Source organism: Kineosporia succinea (genome assembly GCF_030811555.1).
GTDB lineage: Bacteria > Actinomycetota > Actinomycetes > Actinomycetales > Kineosporiaceae > Kineosporia > Kineosporia succinea.
On the sequence record NZ_JAUSQZ010000001.1, the window covers coordinates 7367132 to 7388297 of the forward strand.

Genomic DNA, 21166 nt, shown 5'->3' on the forward strand with positions numbered 1-21166 from the left:
CGGCGGAGGCCAGGGTCTTCGGCACGACCGGCGGGTAGGTTCAGGCGCTGATCCGGTTCCGTCCCCGTGACTTGGCGATGTACAGCTGACGGTCGGCCCGGGCCAGCAGGTCGTCGGCGGTGTCACCCGGCCGGCGGGTGGTCAGGCCCGCGCTCAGGGTGATGCCGCGGCCGGGGGTGATGTCGTTCCAGTCGTGCTGCTCCACCGCCAGCCGCAGCTCTTCGACCAGCGGGGCGGCCTGGTGGGTGAGCAGCACCAGGAGCAGTTCCTCGCCGCCGAAGCGGGCGGCGAACGAGCCGTCGTCGGGGGCCGCGGCCTCGAGCATGCGGGCGATCTGCTGGAGCACGCGGTCGCCGGCCTCGTGCGAGAACCGGTCGTTGACGGACTTGAAGTGGTCGAGGTCGAGCAGGGCGAGGGTGATCTCGGTGTCGTCGTCATGGAGGAGCTCGGACAGGCGCTCGGTGACGTAGAGGCGGTTGCGCAGCCCGGTGAGCGGGTCGCGGCGGGCCTCCTCGCGGTAGCGGGCGGCCTCCTCGCGGGCGGTCTGGGTCTCGTAGAGCGCCTGGCGGATCTGGGCCTGGGCCTCGCGCTGGCTCGAGCGCAGCTGCTGGTCGGCCTCGACGTAGGCGCTGAGCAGCTCGAACGCGGCCCGGTGGTCGCCCAGCGCGGCGCTGAGTTCGGCCTGCTCGCGCAGGATCTCGTTCTTGACGCGGGTGTAGCCCTCCTCGATGCAGGCCCGGCGGGCCTGGGCCAGGGTGTCGGCGGCCCGGCGCAGATGTCCCTGGGCGCGCTGGGTGACGGCGACGGTGAGCAGGTAGTAGGGACGCACGTCGGCGGACTTGAACGGCATGGTGCCGAGCACGGCGACGGCCTGGAGCGCGACCTCGGCCGCGCGGGGCAGGTCGCCGGCCATCAGGTGGATGCGGGCCACCGTGTCGAGGGAGGCGGCGTCAAGCGGGTGCCCGTAGCGCGCACTCAGGTCGTGCAGGATCTTCACGCTGGCCAGGGCGTCGTCGGTCTTGCCGTTGAGCAGGGCGTTGTAGGCCCGGTTGTTGGCGACCATCAGGTGCAGCCGGGCGTCGCCCCGGGCCACCTCCTCGGCGCGGGAGTACCAGAGCATCGCGTCGCTCCAGGACCCCAGGTCGGAGACCAGGTCGGCGGCCTTGTTCAGCACGCGGGCGCGCAGGCGTGGGGGCACGTCGTCGGTGAAGGCGCCGATGGCATCCATCACGTGCTGCAGCGACGTGGCCTCGTCGCCCAGGTCGTTGTAGACGAAACCGGTGAGCAGACAGGCACGGACGAGGTGCTCACCGGTGAGCGGAGCGGCCAGGTCGGTGGCGCGGCTGATGAGGGCGACGGCGGTGGTGAGCTCGCCGGTGCGCTGGTGCGACTCGGCGCGCACGAGGAGGGCACCGGCAACGATGTCCCGGGCGCCGAGGGTGTGGGCGCGCTGCTCGAGCTCGGCGGCGCGGGTGCGGGCCTGGGTGGGTTCGGAGGAGACCAGGTCGTTGAGTTCGGCGAGTTCGGCGAGTTCGGCGCGGAGGTCGGGCTGGGCCGGCTCCCCGGGGTTCGGTGCGCCGGGGTTCGGTGCGCCGGGGTTCGGTGCGCCGGGGATCGCTTCGCCGGGGCGGATGGGGTGGCGGCGGGACGGGAGGGCGGGCACGGTCGTGCCGGATCGCCTCGCCTGGTCCATCGTCACCGGAGCTCTCCCGACATTCCCGCCTTCGCCACCGTTGCCTAGCCTTGCAGCTGAGCAACCCCTCTGGGTAGCGATCGCGTTCAATTGTCACGGATGTGCAGCATGGAGTGACAGGCGTATTCGGGGGACGGACGGTCGTGCTGTGGGACCGGTGCCGCGCCGACCCGGCCCTTTACCCGTAGCCTTCTCCGGTGAGCGAGTCCCAGCCTCAACTGATCCGTCTCCGTCTGCCCGGCCAGTCCGGCTTCGTCTATCTTCTGCGGCACCACGGCCGCGGCGCCGAGGGGTATCCGGGCGCCGACCAGCTGGAGACGTCCGAGGGCAAACTCCTCGGCGCCGACAGCCCCGGCCTCCTGCTGCACCAGGCCGGCCTGCCCGACCGTCCCCAGGTACACATGCTGATCATCGACCTGCGGCGGGCCCGGCGGGGTCTGACCCGGCCGAGCGACCGGTGGTCCAACCAGGTCCGGGCCGACCTGAAGCAGGCCGACGACCTGTTCTACGACGCCGCGGCGTCTCTGGCCGACCAGGGCATGGCCGACGCGACGAGCGGCGACACCCCGTTTCACCGCACGTACCAGTATCTCTGGGGCAACGACGTGAAGCTGCTGCCCCCGGCCGAACGGGTGCGGCTGTGGGACAACCACCTGCAGTGGCTGTTGACCAGCCTGCGGGTGTTCCACCGACACTAGGTCTGACCCTGTCCGAAAGTGCCACCCCCGGAACGGTTCCGGGGGTGGCACTCCACGTCCGGGACCTAGCTGATCTTGACCGACACGACCTTCTGGTAGCCGTTGACGGAGGAGTTCAGCCGGACCCTGGTGGTGCTGCTGCGTGTGGCGCCCTTGCTGCTCGACACGTCGATCCGGCTGACCAGCGTGTCGTTCGGGGGCGTGCTGCGCAGCTGGGCCAGCAGCGAGGTCAGGGAGTTCGGCTCCTTCGCGCCGGGCAGGACGCTCGACGCGTCACCGACCGACAGGCTGCCGCTCCAGCCCTTGCTCTTCTTCGGCACCGCGACCGTCAGCGGCACCGTGACCTTCTTGCTGGAGTCGCGGTAAACGGACAGCGTCGCGCGCAGCGGGAGCTTCGCACCCGACCTGACCTTCTGGGTGCCCTTGAGCGCCACCCACCGACCGCTCTTCCTCGTCTCCACCTTCGTGACCCGGTAGGGCTTGTAGGTGGAGGTCACCGTGCCCCTGATCGTGATCCCGGTGATGTCGACGGTCTCGTACTCCTGCTCGACCAGCGGCACGAGCGTTCCGTAGAGGCTGTCGGCCGCCGCGAAGCCGATGTCCGTGGCGTCGGCGTAGGTCTCGCTGCGGCTCAGCGAGAACTTCTTGCCGCCGTCACGGGTGCCGGTGATCGTGTACGTCAGCGAGGCCGTGCCGCCGCTCTGCGCGCCGTTGGCCTTGATGATCGCGCCCATCAGGTGGGTGGCCGCGACGTCACCGGCGACGGGCTGGTAGACGCCCACGGTCTTGCCGGTGAAGGTCTTGCTGCCCTTCTTCAGTGACGTGGTGATCGGGTAGGTGTGCCGGGGCGTGGTGCCCAGGGTGCTCCGCAGCCCGATCGTGCCGTCGTGCGTGACCGTGCCGACCACACCGCCCGGGTTACCGACCTTGAACGGGCCGTCGTTGGGGTCGGCCTGCACGTAGACCGCCGTGGCCGGGTGCACGCTGTACTCGGCCTTGCCCACATTGTTGAACGGGTGCCCGAACGCCACCGCCGTCGTGCCGCACACGTACGTGGTGGTGCCCAGGCCGACGGCCGAGACGTCGCCGTACGACAGCGCGGCGGCGTAGTTCGAGCCGGCGAAGATCTCCCCCGGCGTCGACTTCGCACGGGCGCTGATGCGCGCCGTGCTGCGGTGCACCGTGGCGCCGCTGGCCTTCGTGATCTCCGACAGGAAGCGCCCGCCGTTCTTCTGCGCCGCCCCGGTGACGGTGACCGGCACCGGCAGCCGCTCGAAGCCCCTGGCCGCCACCTTCACCGAGACCTCACCGGTCCGGGCGATGCGCGCGGCCCTCGCCGAGGAGACGGCCACCTTCGGGGTGCCCGCCGTGCCGCCCCGCAGGGCCAGCAGGTCGGCGGCCGGGGTGATGCCGGCGATCTTCGACGACGCGGCCAGGCCGTAGGAGACTGACCCGATGAGCTTGCCGTCGGAGGTGTAGACCGGCGACCCGGACATGCCCGCCCACACGCCGCCCGCGCGCTCGAGTGCGGGCGAGTCGACCTCGGCCATGATCATGTCGACGCCGGGCGCGATGCCGTCGGTGACCCGGCCCAGCACCTCGGCCGTGAATTCCTCGGCCTGCGTGCCTCTCTCGACCGTGTAGCCGGTGCCCTTCAGCCCGTCGACCACCTGCGCGGTGGGCAGGGCCGTCGGGCAGTTCTTCGCCGCGGCGAAGGACGACGTCGCCGGTAGCGCGACGAGCATCCCGGAGACCGCCACCGCGGTGATCAGACCGCCGGCCGCGCGAGATCTGTTCATAATGCCCCCTGCTGTTCGAGAACCGCTGCGCCCCGGTAATTCAGGCGCGATCTCGACGGTAGGCGCCCACCCCGTCCCCCATGCGCCGTTTCGTCATTATTACGCCTTTGGTCGCACCTGCGGACCGTCCGCGAGGATGACTGCCGCCCGAGAGGTCCACCCCAGGGGGGTTGCCCTGCCCTTCATCAGGGTGTATTCGTGGCCGCCCCAGCATCTTTGGGCAGGTTTCACGGGTGGACGCGCGGACGGCGGCCGCCGTCGCCCCGGCCCGGGTACGTGGAGACGACCGCTCACGTCACACCGCCGGGCGGAGAGTCCGCGGTCAAGATTGTCGGTGGGGGCCGCTAGGTTCGCGGGCATGGATCATGAACCCCGTCTCGGTGCTGTGGCCGTCGCCCGTCCCGGCGTTCTTCTCAACGGCAGGAGCCCTCGATGAGCCAGACGATCGCGGGGCGCACGCTGTCCCGGCCGGACTACGAGCAGGCGGTCGCGACCGCCCGGGCGGCGTCGACCCAGTACTACGGCACCGGTGAGGCGGCCGACGCGGTGGCCGACGAGTCGGCCGAGGTCACGGTTCTCGACGACGCCACCTACGACCAGCTGGTGCGCGACATCGCGGTCACCGAGGCCGAGCACCCCGAGTGGCAGGTGCAGGCCTCCCCCACGCAGGTGGTCGGCGGGGACGCCGGCGACGTCGAGCACTCCGCGCCGATGCTGAGTCTCGACAACGTGTTCTCCGCGGCCGAGCTCGCCGACTGGCACGCCGGGCTGAGCAAGCGCCTGGGCCGCGGTCCGCGCTACGTGGCCGAGCCCAAGCTCGACGGGCTGGCCCTGGCCGCGCGCTACCGGCAGGGCGCGCTGGTGCAGCTGATCACCCGGGGCGACGGCGTGCACGGCGAAGACGTCACCTTCGCGGCGGCGGCCATCTCCGGCCTGCCCGCGCAGCTCTCGCGGCCGCTCACGCTCGAGGTGCGCGGCGAGGTGATGCTGACCGACGAGCAGTTCGCCGCCGCCAACGAGCTGCGCCTGGCCAACGCCGACCGGCCGTTCGTCAACCCGCGCAACGGCGTGGCCGGGGCCCTGCGCGGCTCGAAAGACCGCACCTACGTCATCCCCATGACGTTCTTCGCCTACCAGGTGCTCGCCCTGCCCGAGACCTACCCGGGCGAGCGGCCCGACGAGTCGCTCGGCTACTCGGCCGCCATCGAGCTGCTCGGTGAGCTGGGCGTCTCCACCGCCGCCACCTCCCCGGCCCGCATCGCGGTGGCCGACACGATCGAGGCCGTGCAGGAGTACATCGACGAGCTGCTCGCCCGTCGCGCCGACCTCGGGTTCGGCATCGACGGCGCGGTCGTCAAGGCCGACTCCCCCGCCGACCGCGCGCAGGCCGGCTCGTCGTCGCGGGCGCCGCGCTGGGGCATCGCGTTCAAGTTCCCCGCCGACTCGCGCCTCACCACGCTCGAGGAGGTCATCTGGCAGGTCGGCCGCACCGGGGTGATCACGCCCCGGGCTCGCGTGAAGCCGGTCTTCGTGGGCGGCACCACCGTCACCTACGCCACGCTGCACAACCCCAACGACCTGGCCCGTCAGGGCCTCATGCTCGGCGACACGGTGATGGTTCTGCGCGCCGGAGAGGTGATTCCGCGCATCGAGGGCGCCGTGGTCTCGGCCCGCACCGGCAGCGAGACGCCGATCGAGGCGCCCGAGGTCTGCCCGAACTGCGGCGGCGAGATCGACCGTTCGCAAGAGCGCTGGCGTTGCCGGCGGGGCCGCACCTGCGCCCTGCCGCAGGCGGTGCGCTACGCGGTGGCCCGCGACTGCTGGGACATCGAGTCCGTCGGCGAGAAGCTGGTGCGCCAGCTGGTCGACACCGGCCTGGTCACCGACGTGGCCGACGTCTTCGCCCTGACGCAAGAGCAGCTGCTCGAGCTCGACCGCATGGGCCGGACGAGCGCGGCGAAGGTGCTGGGCGAGATCGAGAAGGCCAAGTCGCAGCCGCTGGCGCGCACACTCACCGCGCTCGGCGTGCGGGGCACGGGCCGCTCGATGAGCCGGCGCATCGCCCGCTGGTTCGGCTCGATGGACGACATCCAGGCCGCCGACGCCGCAGCCCTCGAGGAGGTCGACGGCATCGGGCCGGAGAAGGCCCCGGTGATCGTGGAAGAGCTGATCGAGCTCGCCCCGGTGATCGAGAAGCTGCGCCGGGCCGGGGTTTCCATGGCCGAGCCCGGGGTGCCGGGGCGGGTCGTGGCCGCCGAGCGCGCGGCCGCCGCCGAACGGGCGGCCGAGCGCGCCGCTGCCGCTGCCGCTGGCGACGCGGAGGCCGATGCTGATGGTGCGGCGGCCACGGCGGTGGGAGCAGTAGATGACGAGGCCGACGCAACGCTGGCCGCGCTGCTCGCCGACCAGCCGCTGACCGCCGCGAACGGCAAGCCGATGAGCGTGGTCGTGACCGGCAAGATGACCGGCCCGCTCGCGGCGCTGTCGCGCAACGAGATGAACGAGCTGATCGAGCGGGCGGGCGGCAAGTCCAGTGGCTCGGTGTCCAAGACCACGAGCCTGCTGGTTGCGGCCGAAGGGGGCTCCAGCAAGTACAAGAAGGCCCAGGACCTGGGCATCACCATCGAGACCCCGGAGCAGTTCGCCGAACGTCTGAAGAGTCTCCTGTAACGCTCGCCGCCACCGGTCACGCGGGCACCGGGCACCGGGCACCGGGCACCGGGCACCGGGCACCGGGCACCGGGCACCGGGCACCGGGCACCGGGCACCGGGCACCGGGCACCGGGCACCGGGCACCGGGCACCGGGCACCGGGCACCGGGCACCGAAAAGTCGGGCCCGTCGCTGCACCTGGCCCCAGGAACGGACGTCAACCGAGCCGAGCAACGGAGGGTGGCGAGCCACCAGCCAGCGAGAACAGAGGCCGTCTCCGGGGCCAGCGCCGGATCCCCACGCCGGTGCCATGCCCCACCCCGGTGCCATGCCCCACCCCGGTGCCATGCCCCACCCCGGTGCCGTGCCCCACCCCGGTGCCGTGCCCCACCCTGGTGCCGTGCCCCACCTCGGTGCCGCCACGCCGATGCCCCCACGCCGGTGCCGCTACCGCCACGCCGGTGCCGCTACCGCCACGCCGGTGCCGCTACCGCCACGCCGATGCCATCACGCCGGTGCCATCACGCCGGTACCGCTGCCGCCACGCCGGTGCCGAACCCGGGGCCCACTACCCCGGCGACGGCGCCGATCCCGGCACGGTGAAAATCACTGTGGTGCCCGGCCCCTCGCCCGACGATCCCGACGATGCCGCCGGATCGCCGGACCTCCGCGACTCGACCGCCACCGATCCACCGTGCGCCACCACCACCGCCTCCACGATGGCCAGCCCCAGCCCGGAACCACCCCGGGCCCGGCTACGGCTCTCCTCGGCCCGCCAGAACCGCTCGAAGAGCCGCGGCACCTGCTCCGCCGGAACGCCCAGTCCGTGATCCCGCACCGAAACCCGCACCGCTCCGTCCTCGCCCGACTGCACCGGCACCACCGCGACCTCCACCGCCGTCCCGGCCGGGGTGTGCTGCACTGCGTTCCCCACCAGGTTGCGCAGCACCCGCCGCAACCGCTCGGCATCCCCCCGTACCACCGCCGAGCCACCACCTGAGCCACCACCTGAGCCACCAACCGAGCCACCACCCGAGCCACCACCCGCCAGCACATCACCCGCCAGCACATCACCCGGCCGCTGCAAGGTGAAGACCCGATCCGCCGCCACCACCCGGGCGTCCTCCAGCACCTCCTCGGCCAGGGCCACCAGGTCGACGTCCTCGAGATCCAGCGGCACCTGCGCGTCGAGCCGGGCCAGCAGCGACAGCTCCTCCACCAGCATGCCCATGCGGCCCACCTCGACCTCGACCTTCTCCAACGCGGCCTGCGTCCCCTCCTCGCCCCGTAAACCGCCCTGCAGGTACAGATCCACCCAGCCACCGATCTTGGTCAGCGGCGTACGCAGCTCGTGCGACGCGTCCGCCACGAACGACCGCAGCCGGTCCTCCGCCCGGTCACGCGCCCGAAAGGCCTCGCGCACGGCCGTCGCGACCTGGTCCGTCTCCGTGCTTCCGCCCAGGGGCACGGTTTCCGGCCCACCCTCACCCCGCCCGACCCGCTGGACGGCGGACGCCAGGTCGGTCAGCGGCCGCAGCCCCGCCCGCACCACCGCGGCGATCAGCACGCACAGCACCCCCAGTGCCAGCAGCGCGACCAGCAGCCCGGTGCGCACGAGCCGGTTCACCGTCTCCCGGTCGTCCGCCCGCGAGACGGCCAGCACCACGGCGTCGATCCGGGTCGGCCCGCCGAGATCGGCCCTCAGCCCGGGAGTATCGACCGCGATGCCGGCCGTGGGCTCACCGTCGTCGAGGAAGACCACCGTTCCCGGGTCCGGCAGGGTCGCGTCCATGAGCTCCCGCTCGGAAACCCCCGGCAGCCCGGTGGAGAAGCCCGGCTCCCCGCCGACCACCAGGATCAGGCCGGTCCGGTCACCCAGCAGCGACTCCAGCTGGGGCGTGCCGACCTTCAGGCTGCCCTGGTTGGCCACGTTCAGCGCGACCACCCGCTCGATCTGGTCGTGCACGGTGTGCAGGCGCCCGGCGACGCGGTCGTCCAGGTAGGCACTCACCGACCAGGCGGTGGCCACCGCGCCGCAGACCAGCACGAGCGCCACTGTCACGAGCACCGCGAGCACGATCCGGGCGCGCACACCCCGCCACCACGTCCGCCGTGGCGAAACCCTCACCGAAACCACCACGTCCGCCGTCGCGAAACCCTCACCGGGACCACCACGTCCACCATCGCGAAACCCTCACCGCGAGGGCTCCCGCAGCGAGTACCCGAAACCGCGCACGGTGTGGATGAGGGGCTCGCGCCCGTCGTCGAGCTTGCGCCGCAGGTTGCTGACGAACCGCTCCACCACCCCCGCGTCCCCACCGAAGTCGTACTGCCAGACGTGCTGCAGGATCTGCGACTTGGAGACGACCCGGCCACTGTTCAGCAGCAGGTACCGCAGCAGCCGGAACTCGGTCGGCGAGAGCTGCACCAGATCACCGCCCCGGGTGACGCGGTGGGCGTCCTCGTCGAGCTCCAGGTCGGCCACCCGCAGCCCCGCAGCCGCACCGGCGACGACGACGGACGCCAGGGAGCGCCGCCGCAGCGCCTCCACCCGCGCCACCACCTCGGCCACGCTGAACGGCTTGGTCACGTAGTCGTCGGCCCCCAGCCGCAGGCCCCGCACCCGGTCCTCGACCGCGTCCCGCGCCGTCAGCAGCAGCACCGGCAGCTGGGTGCCCCGCGAGCGCAGCAGCTGCACCAGGTCGAACCCGTCGGCGCCGGGCAGCATCACGTCGAGCACGAGCACGTCGACCTCGCCGGCCGTGATGATCCGCAGCGCCCCGGTGACGTCCGCGGCCGCGGTGACCGCGAAGCCCGCGAACTCCAGCGCGGAGGTGAGGAGGTCACGGATGCCGGCGTCGTCGTCCACCACGAGGATCCGGTCCGGGCTGCTCACCGCGTCATCCTGCCATCCGGGCGGGCCGCCGGGCCCGGCCGGCGGGCAATGCCGGGCGAACCGTCAGCAGACCGTCAGGTTCCGCGGGGGCCGGGTGCGGGGCAGCCGTCGGGCCGGGGCGATCGGATCGGGTCGGCCGGGCGAGAGCCGCCCGGGCCCTGACCCGAAGGTTGACATGGCATCCGCTCTCCATCGTCTCGGCCGGTTCGCCCATCGGCGCCGGCTTCTCGTCCTGACCGTCTGGCTGTTCCTGCTCCTGGTCGTGGCGGGCACGGCCGGCAGGCTCGGGCCGAACCTCGACAACGAGTTCACGCTTCCCGGTTCCACCTCCCAGGAGGCCATGGACGACCTCGGTGAGGCCCTGCCCGCCGCGGCGGGCACCAGCGCGCAGATCGTGTTCCGGACGCCGGACGGCACCGGCATCACGTCGGAGGCCTACCGCGAGCCGATCCGGCAGGCGCTGGCCGCCGCCGCCCGGGCGCCCCAGGTGGCCGGGGTCTCCGACCCCTTCGAGACCGGCACGGTGTCGAAGGACGGCACCACCGCCCTGGCCACCGTGGCGTACCCGGTCACGAACGCGGACCTCGGGGCGGACACGGTGGACGCCCTCGAGGACAGCGTGCGGGTCGCCGCCGGGTCGGGTCTGGTGGTCGAGACCGGGGGTCAGGTCTACGGGGACAGCCCGGGAGGGGTGCACGCGACCGAGCTCATCGGGGTCGGTGTCGCCGTCGTGGTGCTGCTGGTCACCTTCGGTTCCGTGCTGGCCGCCGGGGTGCCCCTGCTCACGGCCCTGATCGGTGTCGGTGTGGGGATGTCCGGCCTGCTCGCCGCCTCGCACGCCTTCACCGTCTCCTCCACGGCCCCCACCCTGGCCCTGATGCTGGGCCTGGCCGTGGGTCTGGACTACGCCCTGTTCCTGGTCTCCCGGCACCGGCAGCAGCTCACCGAGGGGATGCCGGTGCCCGAGTCGGTCGCCCGGGCCACCGGAACCGCCGGCAGTGCCGTGCTCTTCGCCGGCGTGACCGTGGTGATCGCCCTGCTCGGCCTGACCGTCGCCGGTGTGCCCATGCTGACCGTGATGGGCCTGAGCGCCGCCGCGACCGTGACGGTCGCCGTCCTGGTCGCCCTCACGCTGGTGCCCGCCCTGCTGTCCCTCGCCGGTGAGCGTCTGCGTCCCCGGCCCGGCACACGGGCCCACCGGCGGCAGACGTCCGGAACCACGAACGTGAGCGAGCGCTGGGTGCGGTTCGTGTCGCGGCGCCCCTGGGTCACGGTGGTCGTCGGTGTGCTGGGGCTCCTCGTGATCGCCGTCCCCGCGACGGATCTCGAGCTCGCGCTGCCCGACCGGTCGACGGCTCCCGCCGGCAGCACCGAGCGCGCGGCCTACGACATCGTCGCGCAGGAGTTCGGCCCGGGCGCCAACGGTGTGCTCCTCGTGGTCGCGGACACCGCCGGCCACGACGACCCGCAGCGCTCGGCCCAGGCCGTCGCCGGGCAGGTCGGGAACCTGCCCGGGGTGGCGACGGCGGTGCCCACCTCGGTGGCGCCCGACGGTTCGCTGGCGGTCGTCCAGGTGGTGCCCACGACCGGTCCGCGGGACACGGCGACGACCGAGCTGGTCGAGACGATCCGCGACGCCGAACCGCGGATCCGCGCCGAGACCGGCACCTCGGTGCGGGTGACCGGGCAGACGGCGATCCAGATCGACCTGTCCGAACGGCTCTCGGCCTCGCTGGTGCCCTACGCCGTGGTGGTCGTCGGCCTGTCGCTGCTGCTGCTCATGCTGGTGTTCCGCTCGATCGCGGTGCCGGTGAAGGCGACGCTGGGCTACCTGCTGTCCATCGGTGCGGCGCTCGGCCTGACCGTCGCGGTGTTCCAGTGGGGCTGGGGCCTGGGCCTTCTCGGTGACGTGGAGACCGGGCCGCTCATCAGCTTCATGCCGATCGTGCTGATGTCGGTGTTGTTCGGCCTGGCGATGGACTACGAGGTGTTCCTGGTGTCCGGCATGCGGGAGACCTACGTGCACACCGGTGACGCCGAGCAGGCCGTGTTCGTCGGGGCGCGCCTGGCCGGGCGCGTGGTGGTGGCCGCGGCGCTCATCATGGTCGGGGTCTTCGCCAGCTTCACGCTCAGCGACAACCCCACCATCATGAGCATCGCCCTGGCCCTGGCCGCCGGGGTGCTCGTGGACGCGTTCGTCGTGCGTCTCACCCTGGTGCCCGCGGTGCTGGCGCTGCTCGGCCGCCGGGCCTGGTGGCTCCCCCGGGCACTCGACCGGGTCCTGCCCGACCTCGATGTCGAGGGGGCCCGGCTGCCGGGGGTGCCGACCATCGAGCTTGAGGACGACGTGGTCGGTGCGGGCGGGCCCGCCGGGTCGCGGACGGACCCGGTATGAGCAGAACCGGTACGGGAGCGCCCGCCGCCGGTTCCGGGCGAGCGGCGACGCGGCCCCGGTGGCACCGGCCGGCCGTCGTCGCCGCCGGGGTGGTCGTGGTGCTGCTCGGGCTGGTCGTGGCCGCCGACGTCGTCGTGGCCCGGCAGGTACGCGGCCGCATCGTGGCCTCGCTGCGCTGTGCCACCGGCACGGCGGACCTGACACCCGACGTGTCCCTGGGCGGCACACCGGTTCTGCTGCAGCTGCTCTCGGGACACCTCGGCCGGGTCTCGGTCTCGGGGGTCCCCTCCTCCGCCCTCGGCGACGGGGCCACCGGTCAGGAACTGCCCGTCACCGGGGACGTCGATCTGATCCTCAGCGACGTCACCCCGGGCCGGCCACCGTCGATCGGAGCGGCGACGGCCACCGTGACCGTCGACTGGGACGCCCTCACCGACCGGCTCACCGAGGCCGCACCGGCGCTGGACGGGGCCACGCTGGGTGAGCAGGCGGGGATGCTGGCCGTCCGGCCCACCCGGCAGGTCATGGGCCGGTCCGTGCAGCTGCTGATGTCCCTGTCGACCGAGAAGAGTTCTCTGGTGCTCACTCCCACGACCGTGGTCATCGGCGACCGCCGGATCCAGGCCTCCCTGCTGACGGGTCTGCTCGGTGAATCCGGGGCGGACGACCAGCTGGCCCCGCGCACCGTCGACCTGGACCTGCCGGAGGGGGCCGCCCTGGTCTCGGCCGGGGTCTCGGCCGACGGGCTGGTCGTCGGGACGTCCGTGGACGTGGCCGCTTTCCGGGGCACGGGCTCGGGGCCCGCCTGCTAGGACAGGTTCAGAGCGATCGCCTCACGCACCAGGTCGGCGAGCGCCTGCTCGTCGACCTGGTCGGGCTCGGCGTAGTCGATGGCGCGGCGCACCTTACCCTCGAGGCCGGCGTTGAACAGGCCGGAGGGGTCGGCGAGCGAGGCCCCCTTGAAGAACGTCAGTTTCACGACGCTCTTGTAGATTTCGCCCGTGCAGATCCCGCCGCCGTGGGCCCAGACCGCCGTGCCCGGGCTGGTCTTCTTGACCCACTTCCACTCCTCGGTGATCTGCGGGTCGACGCCGGTGATGACGGCCCGCAGCGCCGCGAGTCTCGCGCCCCGCCAGTCGGCCAGCTGGGCGATGCGCTCGTCGATGAGCTGCGAGGGGCTCAGCGGGGACGCGTTCTCACCGGTGTCGGTCATCTGTGCGCCGCCTGTCTCGAGAGGGCCTGGACCAGGCCGGCACGGCGTGGCACGGGCGGTGCCCGGCCGGTCACCGGTCGTCACCCTACCGGCCCGGCCCTCGATGCCGTAGCTGGTCGCGCAGCTCGCGCGCCACGGCCGCCATCAGGGCCTCGGCCGCCGGCTGCACGCTCGCGGCCACCCGCGACTGCGTGAGGGCGCTGACCGCGAAGGTCTGGCCGTCGGCGTGCTCGACCACGCCGACCTCGTGCCGCAGGTTGAGCAGGGTGCCGGTCTTGGACGACCAGCGCGAGGCGTCGGAGGCGAAGTCGGGCGTGAGGCGCTGGCGCATCAGGTTGTTCGCCATCAGGTCGCGGGTGCGGGCGGCCGCCCCGGCCGCGATCGTCACCGGCCGCCAGATCGCCTGCAGCAGGTCGGTGAAGGCCCGGGCCGAGCCCGCGTTCGCCCGGCTGATGTCCAGCTGGGGAACGGGATGGCCGCGCCCGGCGGTGCCCGCGCCGATGGCCAGGGAGTGGGCCAGGTGCAGGTCGTCGGCGTCGAACCGCTCGGCCGGGGTGTCGGACAGGTCGTGCAGGGCGTGCCGCACCGTGATACCGGTCAGGCCGTGCCGGTGCAGGTGGGCGGTGACGGCCTGCGGCGGCACCAGGTCGAGCAGGACGTCGGCGGCGACGGTGTCGCTCAGGCAGACGCTGAGGTAGAGCAGGTCGTCGAGGGCGAGCGTGGCCGGGTGCCGGAAGCGGCTCAGGCCGGTCGGGCCCGGGATGTCGAGACGCCCGGGCGGCACGGTGATCTGTTGCGCGCCGTCGAGCTCACCGGTGCCGATGCGCTCGAGAACGGCCAGCGCGAGCGGCACCTTGACCAGCGAGGCGGCGGGCAGCTCGAGGTCGGGCTCGATGCCGATCTCGGCGCCGGTGTCGAGGTCGCGCACCAGGAACGAGCCGTGCAGACCGCCGTCGTCGAGGGCCTGCCGCAGCCGGGACACCAGCCGGGCGTCACTCATCGCGCGGCCCCCAGGCAGCGGGCGACCAGCGGCCACAACGTGGTGCGCAGCCGTTCGGCGTCGGTGCCGGCGTTCGCCGCGATCCCGTAGCCGCGGGCCGGGCTGAACTCGCCCAGAGGCCGCCAGGCCAGGCCCAGTTCGGCGGCCTGGGCCGGTGAGCACAGCAGCAGGTCGCTCGAGCCGAGCACCTCGGCGACGGCCGTGGTCAGGGTGGCGGCCACGGCGACCTGGGCCGGCCGCAGCCCGACGGCGTCACGCAGGCGGGTCATCCGGTCACGTACGTGGGGCACGTCGTCCTCCGGCTGGAGCCAGACCACGCGGCTGCGGCTGGTGATCTGAGAGCGCCCGGGCCGCAACGACTCCAGATGAAGGACGCCGGTGGCGGGCCCGGCGGTGCCGGCCAGTCCCAGCGGCACGGCCCAGACCCCCTCGGCGGGCGGGACGGCGACGAGGGCGGCCCGCACCGCGAGCGCGCGGGCCAGTTCGGCGCGCTCGGCCGGGCCGGCGGGCACCAGGTCGAGGTGGACGTCGGCGCGGCGGGCCTCGGCCTCCAGGCGGGCGAGGTCGGCGGTGCCGCAGACGGCGGGGACGGCGAGGCGGAACGGGCGGCGGCGGGCGCGGTCGGCGTCGTGGCGCAGGTCGTCGGCCAGGCGCACCAGGCGCTGGGCGGAGGGCAGCAGGTCGGCGCCGAACGGGGTGAGGGTGACGCGGCGGGAGGAGCGCTCGAACAGGCTGTCGCCCAGGTGTTTCTCGAGGGCGGCGACGCGGCGGCTGACGACGGGCTGGGGCACGCGCAGCGCGGCGGCGGCCTGGGTGAAGCCGCCGTGCTCGCTGACGCCGACGAAGGCGCGGCATCCCTCGAGCACGTCCACGGCCTCACCCTATGCCCCGATCGCATGGATCGGCGCATTCGAGTATTGGACGGCATGGATCGGTCCGGCGAGGCTCGGGGGTGACAGATCGGCCGACGGGAAGGATCGACACGATGCAGATGAGCGCACGACGTCTCGGGGGCGCGCTGGCCGTGGTCACGGTGCTGTTCGGGTGCGCGGCGGGCCCGAGCGCGGCCGCCACCACCCCGGTGGTGCCGGTTTCCGCGACCGACGCGACCGACGCGTCCTCAAGCAGTGAATTCAGGGACCTCGAAAAGGAATTCGGCGCGACGCTGGGAGTGTACGCACTCGACACCGGCAGCGGTGAGACGGTCGGCTTCCGGGCCGACCGGCGTTTCGCGTACGCCTCGACGTTCAAGGCGCTGCAGGCCGGGGTGCTGCTGAAGCAGCGCACCGACCGCGAGATGGACCGCGTGATCCGTTACGACGAGAGCGATCTGCTGGAGTACGCGCCGATCACCTCGCAGCACGTGGAGACCGGGATGACGCTGGGCGAACTGGCCGACGCCTCCGTGCGTTACAGCGACAACACGGCGGCCAACCTGATCTTCGAGGAGCTCGGCGGGCCCCGGGCGCTCGACCGGGCGCTGGAGAGGCTGGGCGACCGCACGACCCACGTCGACCGGATCGAGCCGAACCTCAACGAGGCGGCACCGGGCGACATCCGCGACACCAGCACGCCCCGGGCACTGGCCACCGACCTGCGCACGCTGGTGCTGGGCCGGGCCCTGAACCCGGCTGACCGTTCCGTGCTCGCGGACCTGCTCCGGCGGAACACCACGGGCGATAATCTGATTCGCTCGGCGGTGCCGTCGGACTGGACGGTGGGCGACAAGACCGGCGGGGGCCGTTACGGCACGCGCAACGACATCGCGGTGCTGTGGCCGCCGCACGGTGACCCGATCGTGATGGCGGTGCTGTCGACCAGGCCGGCAGAGGACGCGACCTACGACGACGCGCTGATCGCGCGGGCGGCCGCGGTGGTCGTGGACGAGCTCGGCTGAGTCAGGTGGCCTTGGCGCGCTGGACGACCTCGTTGACCGCCTCGGCCTGATCGGCGGGAACGGCCGGGAGCCCGTGCTCCCGGCCGTGCGTCTGCCGCACCCGCACGCCGCCCAGGATGCCCTTGGCGCGGTGCACGTCCTCGATCGTGCCGATCGGGTAGAAGGCGTTGCTGAAGAGCATCTGCACCCGGATGCCCTCGGACGAGACGGTGACGTGGCGCCAGCGCAGCGACAGCAGCGCGTCGATCAGCGCCCAGACGGCCACCCCGGTGAGCCAGTAGGCGGCGTTGACCATCGGGCCCGGGTACAGCAGCGCGATCACGGCCCCCAGGAGCACACCGGAACCGATGGACTCCCAGGGGCTGGGCCGGAAGTCCAGCGTCCCGTCGCTCCCGGCCATGCGCGCCCCCTGCGTTCGATGTCGGCCTCACCCGTCGGATCAGGAAGATATCGGACATCGGGGGCGCGAGGATCAGTTCGCCGTGTCCGTCAGCCCGTCCAGGAAGGCCACGTCGTCGGCCTCGAGGGTGAAGTCGACGTCGGCGTTCTCCGCGATCCGCGACGGGGTCGTGGACTTGGGCAGCGGCAGCACGCCCTTCTCGAGCAGGTAGCGGATGCTGACCTGCGCCACGGTCCTGCCGTACTTGTCGGCGATCTGCTTGACCTGCGGGTTGCCGAGGATCGCGCCGGTGGCCAGCGGCGAGTAGCCCTCGACGAGGATGTCGTTGGCCCGGCACCAGGCGGTGGTCTCGTCCTGGGTGTTGCCGATGAACCAGCGGATCTGGTTGACGTGCGGGCGGATCCGGGTGGCCGAGGTCAGCGCCTCCAGGTCGGCGACCTCGAAGTTCGAGACGCCGATCGAGCGGATCCGCCCCGCCTCGTGCAGCTCCTCCATGGCCTTCCAGACCGCCACGTTGCCCACCCGGTGGTCGGAGCCCGGCTCGGACCAGGGCCAGGGGGCGTGGATCAGGTACAGGTCGACCGGGCCGAGGTCGAGCAGCGAGCTGGACTCCTCGAACGTGGCGTGGGCCTGGTCGTAGTCCTTGACCTCGGCCGGGAGCTTGGTGGTGATGAAGATCTGGTCGCGAGGGATGCCGCTGTCGCGCACCGCCCGGCCCACGCTCGCCTCGTTGCCGTAGGCGCGCGCGGTGTCGATGTGGCGGTAACCGACCTTGAGCGCGGTGGTGACCGAGTCGTACGTGTCGGCGCCGTCCGGGATCTGCCAGGTCCCGAAACCCAGCTGGTGGATCTGCACGCCGTTGCTGAGGGTGAAGAACTCCGTGAGCGATGACATGTACGGCACCCTAGGTCGGCCTGTCGAGGACGCACCTCGGAGACGACGGCGACGGCCGCGGCGAGCCCGGGGTGGTCACCCGCGTCGACACCACGGCCCCGGGCACGAGCTGCGTGGGGTGCTGGGGACGGGCGCCGGTGTGGTCGAGACCAGCGATTCGCCGACGTTCCACGAGCTCACCGCCCGCGACCCGCGCGCCGGTGAGGAGGTCTACGCGATCGACCTGGGGGGTCCGGGAGCCGAGGTTCAGCGGTCGCGGTCGGCCAGCGCCCGGGCCCGGCCGTTGCCGACCAGCCCGAGCAGGGCCAGGTCGACGGCCAGGCCCGCGACCGCGGCGAACTGGGAGGCGGCGAACAGGAACACCTGGGTCAGGAGCAGGCTGGTCAGGGCCGAGCGCTGGAACCACCCCAGGGCGCTGTGCCGGTCGTGCGTGCGCCACCGCCGCAGGCCCAGCGCGACGAAGACGAGCGAGGCGGCGGTGCCGGTGAGCACTCCGGACAGGGTGATCGCGTACGAGCTCCCCGACCGCCACAGGCCGATCGTGACCAGCGCGGCGCCGACCGCCTGGACGACGAACAGGACCCCGAGAACCGGTGCCGCGAAACGGGATCCGGCCAGGCGGTCGAAGAGTCCCCAGACCCGGTGCCAGAGCCGTTCGAGGCGCTGCGGCACGGTCGGCGTGCGCGGCTCGACCTGGCTCAGCAGCTCGTGCAGCGGGCGGGCACCGCGCACGTCGCCGAGCGCGTCGAGGGTGCGCAGCACCTCCTGGCGCCGGGTGTCGGTGAGCCGCCCGGCCAGCCCGTCGACCAGAACGTGAGCGGCGTTGGCGACCTTCTCCTCGTCGGTCAGCGGCCGGTAGCGGCGCCAGGCGTGGGCGCCGACGACGAGCCCGGCGAACACCACGTACATGATCGCGGCGGCGGGCTCGAAGAAGTAGTCGTTGTCGGCGGTCACGAACTTGCCGACCTCGTCGATGAACAGGCCGAAGCCGATGCCGCCGAGCAGGGCGGCGATCGGGCGCGGCCCCGGGCCGATGTACGAGAACCCCAGCGTCAGGCCGACCAGCATGAGCAGGCCGCCCGGGAGCACGTGGGCGACGTGCAGTCCGCTGTCGCCGCCGATCTGCGGGTAGCCGGTGAGCGCCAGGTAGGCACGGGTCACCAGGATCGTCGAGACCGCGGCGACGACGAAGGTCGTCAGGTGCACGGACGCCTTCTCGGAGCGCACGAGATCGAGGCGCAGGGCGTGCTGGAGGGATCGGGCGGGACCTTGACTGGGCACGGTTCACCGTAGGCGAGGGCGTTCACGGGCGCCCGCCCGGACCACGACGGCAGGTGGGTGACCGTCCGACGCCGGCCCGACGCGTCCTGGATCGCCCCTGCGGGTGACGCACACCGGTCGATCTTGCTCGGGTCCCGTCACGGCCGACAACTGACGGGGGTGCAGTAGGACGCCCGTGTCTTGCACCAGGGTCGAAGGTCGGGGCCCCAGGGTCGAAGGACGGGATCGGTCGATGGAAATCGGGTGCGGCGTGCTCGCCGCGGTGCTGCTGGCGGTGGCCGTCCGGCTGCTGGTGGTACGAACCGGGACGGGAGAGAACTTCCGGCGCTGGATCCTGGGCGCGGTGTCCGTGATCGCGGCCGCCGGCCTGGTCGCGTCGGGACTGGACGTCCTGGGCCTCCCGGGGGCCGCGCTGGTCTTCCCGCTCGGCGCCGGTCTCGGCTGCCTGGGCCTCTACCACGCGCTGATCCTGTGGATGCAGGCCTTCACCGGCACCCGGGCCACCAGCGAGAACGCCAACACCGCCGGGGCCCTGCTGGTCGTGATGGCGATGGGCAACCTGGCGGGCTCCGGATCGGGGCTCTGGCAGCTGCAGGCCGGCCTGTTCGCGGCCGGGGCGGCGGTCGTCGCGCTCGGCGCCTCGCTGTGGATCGCGGTGCAGGCCGGGCTGACCGGTGACCGGCCGATGCGGGTCACCGTGCTCGCGGCCATCACCTTCGCGGTCACCGGGTCGCTGGCCCTGGTGTTCCCGGAGGCCGCCCGCACCGCGATCGTGCCCGCCTGGCTGCTGGGCGCCCTGGTCCTCGCGGCGCCCGCGGCCCGGCCGGGAAACGTCCCGCGCTCGGGCGCCGCGGTGGCCCTGAACCGTCCCTCGATCTACGGGTCGCTGCTGGTGCTCGCGGCCGGGCTGGTCACGCTGGCCGTGCAGGCGGTGGTGCGGGGTGAGTCCGGTGGAGTCGTGGTCGTGCTGGTCACCGGTGGGGTGCTGCTGGCCGGGCACCGGATGGTCGCGATGGTCGGCGATCTCACCGACCTGACCCGCACCCGGCAGGAGGCCCTGACCGACGAGCTCACCGGCGTCGCCAACCGGCGCTCGTTCCTGGCCGCCGTGGACACCGCGGTCGAGCTCGGCGGGCCGGTGTCGCTGCTGATCATCGACCTCGACCGGTTCAAGGAGGTCAACGACCGCTACGGCCACGCTACCGGCGACGAGCTGCTGCGGCACGTGACCCGCGCCTTCACCCGGCGGCTGCCGCCGCACGCCCGGCTGGCCCGGCTGGGCGGCGACGAGTTCGCCGTGCTGGTCGAGGACACCTCACTGATCCCGGCCGTCGGCGTCGCCGAGCAGCTGCTGGAGGCGCTGACACCGCTGCGGCAGGACGGGCCCGGCGGGCGGGCGCTCGAGGTCGGGGCCAGCATCGGCGTGGCCCGGCTGGAGCCCGGGCTGATGGACGCCGGTGAGCTGCTGCGCCGGGCCGACGTGGCGATGTACCAGGCCAAGGTCGCCGGGCTCGGGGTGCGGGCGTACGACCGGGGTCTGGACACCGCGGTGCGCGAACGGCGGCAGTTGCTGGAAGAACTCCGGGTGGCTCTGCACCCGGACGCGCCGGAGCAGATCGTCGTGCACTTCCAGCCGCAGGTGGACGCGTGGAGCGGCGAGGTCGTGGGGGCGGAGGCCCTGGTGCGCTGGCAGCACCCGCGGCTGGGCCTGCTCTACCCCGACCGCTTCCTCGACCTGGCCGAGGAGCACGGGCTGATGCCCGCGCTGACGCACCGGGTGCTGCACAGTGCCGTCGCGAGCAGCCGCGACTGGCGGGAGGAGGGCCGGGAGCTGCGTGTCTCGGTGAACCTCTCCCCCTCGTGCCTGACCGACCCCCGGCTCCTGCCGACGATCGACGCGCTCCTGCTCGACGGCGAGATCCGGCCCGACGAGCTGATGCTCGAGGTCACCGAGACCTCGCTGATGACGAACCAGGACGAGGCGCTGGCCGCCCTGCGCGCGATCAGCCGCCGCGGGGTCGGCCTGAGCATCGACGACTACGGCACCGGGTTCTCGTCGCTCAGTTACATGAACATCCTGCCCGCCACCGAGCTCAAGATCGACCGCTCGTTCACGGTGCGCGTGGTCGAGGACGAGCGCACGGCCGCCATCGTGGCCGGCACCGCCGAGCTGGCGCACCGCCTGGGCATGCGCCTGGTGGCGGAGGGCACCGAGGACGTCGCCGCCCTGCACCGGGTGCGCGAGCTCGGCTGCGACATCAGCCAGGGGTACCTGCACAGCCGGCCGCTGGCCCCACCGGCCTTCCGGGAGTGGCTGGGCCGGCAGCGGGCCGAGGCCGCCGTCTGAGG

16 protein-coding genes are annotated in these 21166 nt (G+C 72.9%); 6 read left to right on the forward strand and 10 right to left on the reverse strand.

Annotation, left to right across the window (positions count from 1 at the left end; translation table 11 throughout):
- Positions 1-40 precede the first annotated feature (40 nt).
- On the reverse strand, positions 41-1693 hold the full coding sequence (locus J2S57_RS32520) for a GGDEF domain-containing protein (protein WP_307251152.1): 1653 nt from the start codon (positions 1691-1693) through the stop codon (positions 41-43).
- A 197-nt stretch (positions 1694-1890) separates the two neighbouring features.
- On the opposite strand from J2S57_RS32520, the gene J2S57_RS32525 reads away from it, so the two are divergent.
- Positions 1891-2391: a hypothetical protein gene (locus tag J2S57_RS32525; protein WP_307249896.1), complete on the forward strand. Its 501-nt coding sequence runs from the start codon at positions 1891-1893 to the stop codon at positions 2389-2391.
- A 65-nt stretch (positions 2392-2456) separates the two neighbouring features.
- On the opposite strand, the gene J2S57_RS32530 is transcribed toward J2S57_RS32525, so the two are convergent.
- Positions 2457-4190 (reverse strand): SpoIVB peptidase S55 domain-containing protein, encoded by a 1734-nt coding sequence (locus tag J2S57_RS32530; RefSeq protein ID WP_307249898.1) that lies wholly within the window; start codon positions 4188-4190, stop codon positions 2457-2459.
- A gap of 432 nt (positions 4191-4622) precedes the next feature.
- Between J2S57_RS32530 and ligA the strand changes: the two genes are divergently transcribed.
- Positions 4623-6860 carry an NAD-dependent DNA ligase LigA gene (gene ligA / locus J2S57_RS32535; protein ID WP_307249900.1) on the forward strand — a complete coding sequence of 746 codons (2238 nt, stop codon included), beginning with the start codon at positions 4623-4625 and terminating at the stop codon, positions 6858-6860.
- A gap of 549 nt (positions 6861-7409) precedes the next feature.
- Here ligA and J2S57_RS32540 read toward each other — a convergent pair.
- Together J2S57_RS32540 and J2S57_RS32545 are read right to left on the reverse strand one after the other, a co-directional pair.
- Complete coding sequence (locus J2S57_RS32540) at positions 7410-8933, reverse strand: sensor histidine kinase (protein ID WP_307249902.1); 1524 nt, start codon at positions 8931-8933, stop codon at positions 7410-7412.
- 102 nt (positions 8934-9035) lie between these two features.
- The gene (locus J2S57_RS32545) at positions 9036-9737 is read right to left on the reverse strand and encodes a response regulator transcription factor (protein WP_307249904.1); all 702 of its coding nucleotides are present in this window, start codon (positions 9735-9737) and stop codon (positions 9036-9038) included.
- 175 nt (positions 9738-9912) lie between these two features.
- Here J2S57_RS32545 and J2S57_RS32550 point away from each other — a divergent pair, with 175 nt between their 5' ends.
- Positions 9913-12132 (forward strand): MMPL family transporter, encoded by a 2220-nt coding sequence (locus tag J2S57_RS32550; protein ID WP_307249906.1) that lies wholly within the window; start codon positions 9913-9915, stop codon positions 12130-12132.
- On the forward strand, positions 12129-12944 hold the full coding sequence (locus tag J2S57_RS32555) for an LmeA family phospholipid-binding protein (protein WP_307249908.1): 816 nt from the start codon (positions 12129-12131) through the stop codon (positions 12942-12944). Before J2S57_RS32550 ends, J2S57_RS32555 begins: the two co-directional genes overlap by 4 nt.
- Here the strand turns inward: J2S57_RS32555 and J2S57_RS32560 are convergent.
- The 3 genes from J2S57_RS32560 to J2S57_RS32570 all read right to left on the reverse strand — a co-directional run bounded on the left by J2S57_RS32560 (position 12941) and on the right by J2S57_RS32570 (position 15217).
- Complete coding sequence (locus J2S57_RS32560) at positions 12941-13345, reverse strand: DUF1801 domain-containing protein (RefSeq protein WP_307249910.1); 405 nt, start codon at positions 13343-13345, stop codon at positions 12941-12943. The two genes, J2S57_RS32555 and J2S57_RS32560, sit on opposite strands and share 4 nt — an antisense overlap.
- 85 nt (positions 13346-13430) lie before the next feature.
- The gene (locus tag J2S57_RS32565) at positions 13431-14345 is read right to left on the reverse strand and encodes a serine hydrolase (RefSeq protein ID WP_307249913.1); all 915 of its coding nucleotides are present in this window, start codon (positions 14343-14345) and stop codon (positions 13431-13433) included.
- Complete coding sequence (locus J2S57_RS32570) at positions 14342-15217, reverse strand: LysR family transcriptional regulator (RefSeq protein ID WP_307249915.1); 876 nt, start codon at positions 15215-15217, stop codon at positions 14342-14344. The genes J2S57_RS32565 and J2S57_RS32570 overlap by 4 nt, the downstream gene beginning before the upstream one ends.
- Positions 15218-15330: 113 nt before the next feature.
- Between J2S57_RS32570 and bla the strand changes: the two genes are divergently transcribed.
- The gene (gene bla / locus J2S57_RS32575; protein WP_370882525.1) at positions 15331-16242 is read left to right on the forward strand and encodes a class A beta-lactamase; all 912 of its coding nucleotides are present in this window, start codon (positions 15331-15333) and stop codon (positions 16240-16242) included.
- 1 nt (position 16243) lies between these two features.
- Here bla and J2S57_RS32580 read toward each other — a convergent pair whose 3' ends face one another.
- The 3 genes from J2S57_RS32580 to J2S57_RS32590 all read right to left on the reverse strand — a co-directional run bounded on the left by J2S57_RS32580 (position 16244) and on the right by J2S57_RS32590 (position 18817).
- Complete coding sequence (locus J2S57_RS32580; RefSeq protein WP_307249922.1) at positions 16244-16642, reverse strand: hypothetical protein; 399 nt, start codon at positions 16640-16642, stop codon at positions 16244-16246.
- A gap of 72 nt (positions 16643-16714) precedes the next feature.
- A complete protein-coding gene (locus tag J2S57_RS32585) occupies positions 16715-17536 on the reverse strand; it encodes an aldo/keto reductase (protein WP_307249924.1) in 822 nt (273 codons plus the stop codon).
- Between the two features lie 246 nt (positions 17537-17782).
- Complete coding sequence (locus J2S57_RS32590; protein WP_307249925.1) at positions 17783-18817, reverse strand: hypothetical protein; 1035 nt, start codon at positions 18815-18817, stop codon at positions 17783-17785.
- A 232-nt stretch (positions 18818-19049) separates the two neighbouring features.
- On the opposite strand from J2S57_RS32590, the gene J2S57_RS32595 reads away from it, so the two are divergent.
- Positions 19050-21164, forward strand: a complete 2115-nt coding sequence (locus J2S57_RS32595) for a putative bifunctional diguanylate cyclase/phosphodiesterase (RefSeq protein WP_307249927.1) — start codon at positions 19050-19052, stop codon at positions 21162-21164.
- Positions 21165-21166: the final 2 nt, after the last annotated feature.

Bases quoted from the DNA above. Each gene is read 5' to 3' on its own strand.
- J2S57_RS32550 (WP_307249906.1), top strand. From the start codon at position 9,913: ATGGCATCCGCTCTCCATCGTCTCGGCCGGTTCGCCCATCGGCGCCGG.
- J2S57_RS32580 (WP_307249922.1), bottom strand. From the start codon at position 16,642: ATGGCCGGGAGCGACGGGACGCTGGACTTCCGGCCCAGCCCCTGGGAG.
- J2S57_RS32520 (WP_307251152.1), bottom strand. From the start codon at position 1,693: ATGGACCAGGCGAGGCGATCCGGCACGACCGTGCCCGCCCTCCCGTCC.
- J2S57_RS32555 (WP_307249908.1), top strand. From the start codon at position 12,129: ATGAGCAGAACCGGTACGGGAGCGCCCGCCGCCGGTTCCGGGCGAGCG.
- J2S57_RS32560 (WP_307249910.1), bottom strand. From the start codon at position 13,345: ATGACCGACACCGGTGAGAACGCGTCCCCGCTGAGCCCCTCGCAGCTC.
- ligA (WP_307249900.1), top strand. From the start codon at position 4,623: ATGAGCCAGACGATCGCGGGGCGCACGCTGTCCCGGCCGGACTACGAG.
- J2S57_RS32585 (WP_307249924.1), bottom strand. From the start codon at position 17,536: ATGTCATCGCTCACGGAGTTCTTCACCCTCAGCAACGGCGTGCAGATC.
- bla (WP_370882525.1), top strand. From the start codon at position 15,331: ATGCAGATGAGCGCACGACGTCTCGGGGGCGCGCTGGCCGTGGTCACG.
- J2S57_RS32530 (WP_307249898.1), bottom strand. From the start codon at position 4,190: ATGAACAGATCTCGCGCGGCCGGCGGTCTGATCACCGCGGTGGCGGTC.
- J2S57_RS32565 (WP_307249913.1), bottom strand. From the start codon at position 14,345: ATGAGTGACGCCCGGCTGGTGTCCCGGCTGCGGCAGGCCCTCGACGAC.
- J2S57_RS32595 (WP_307249927.1), top strand. From the start codon at position 19,050: ATGGAAATCGGGTGCGGCGTGCTCGCCGCGGTGCTGCTGGCGGTGGCC.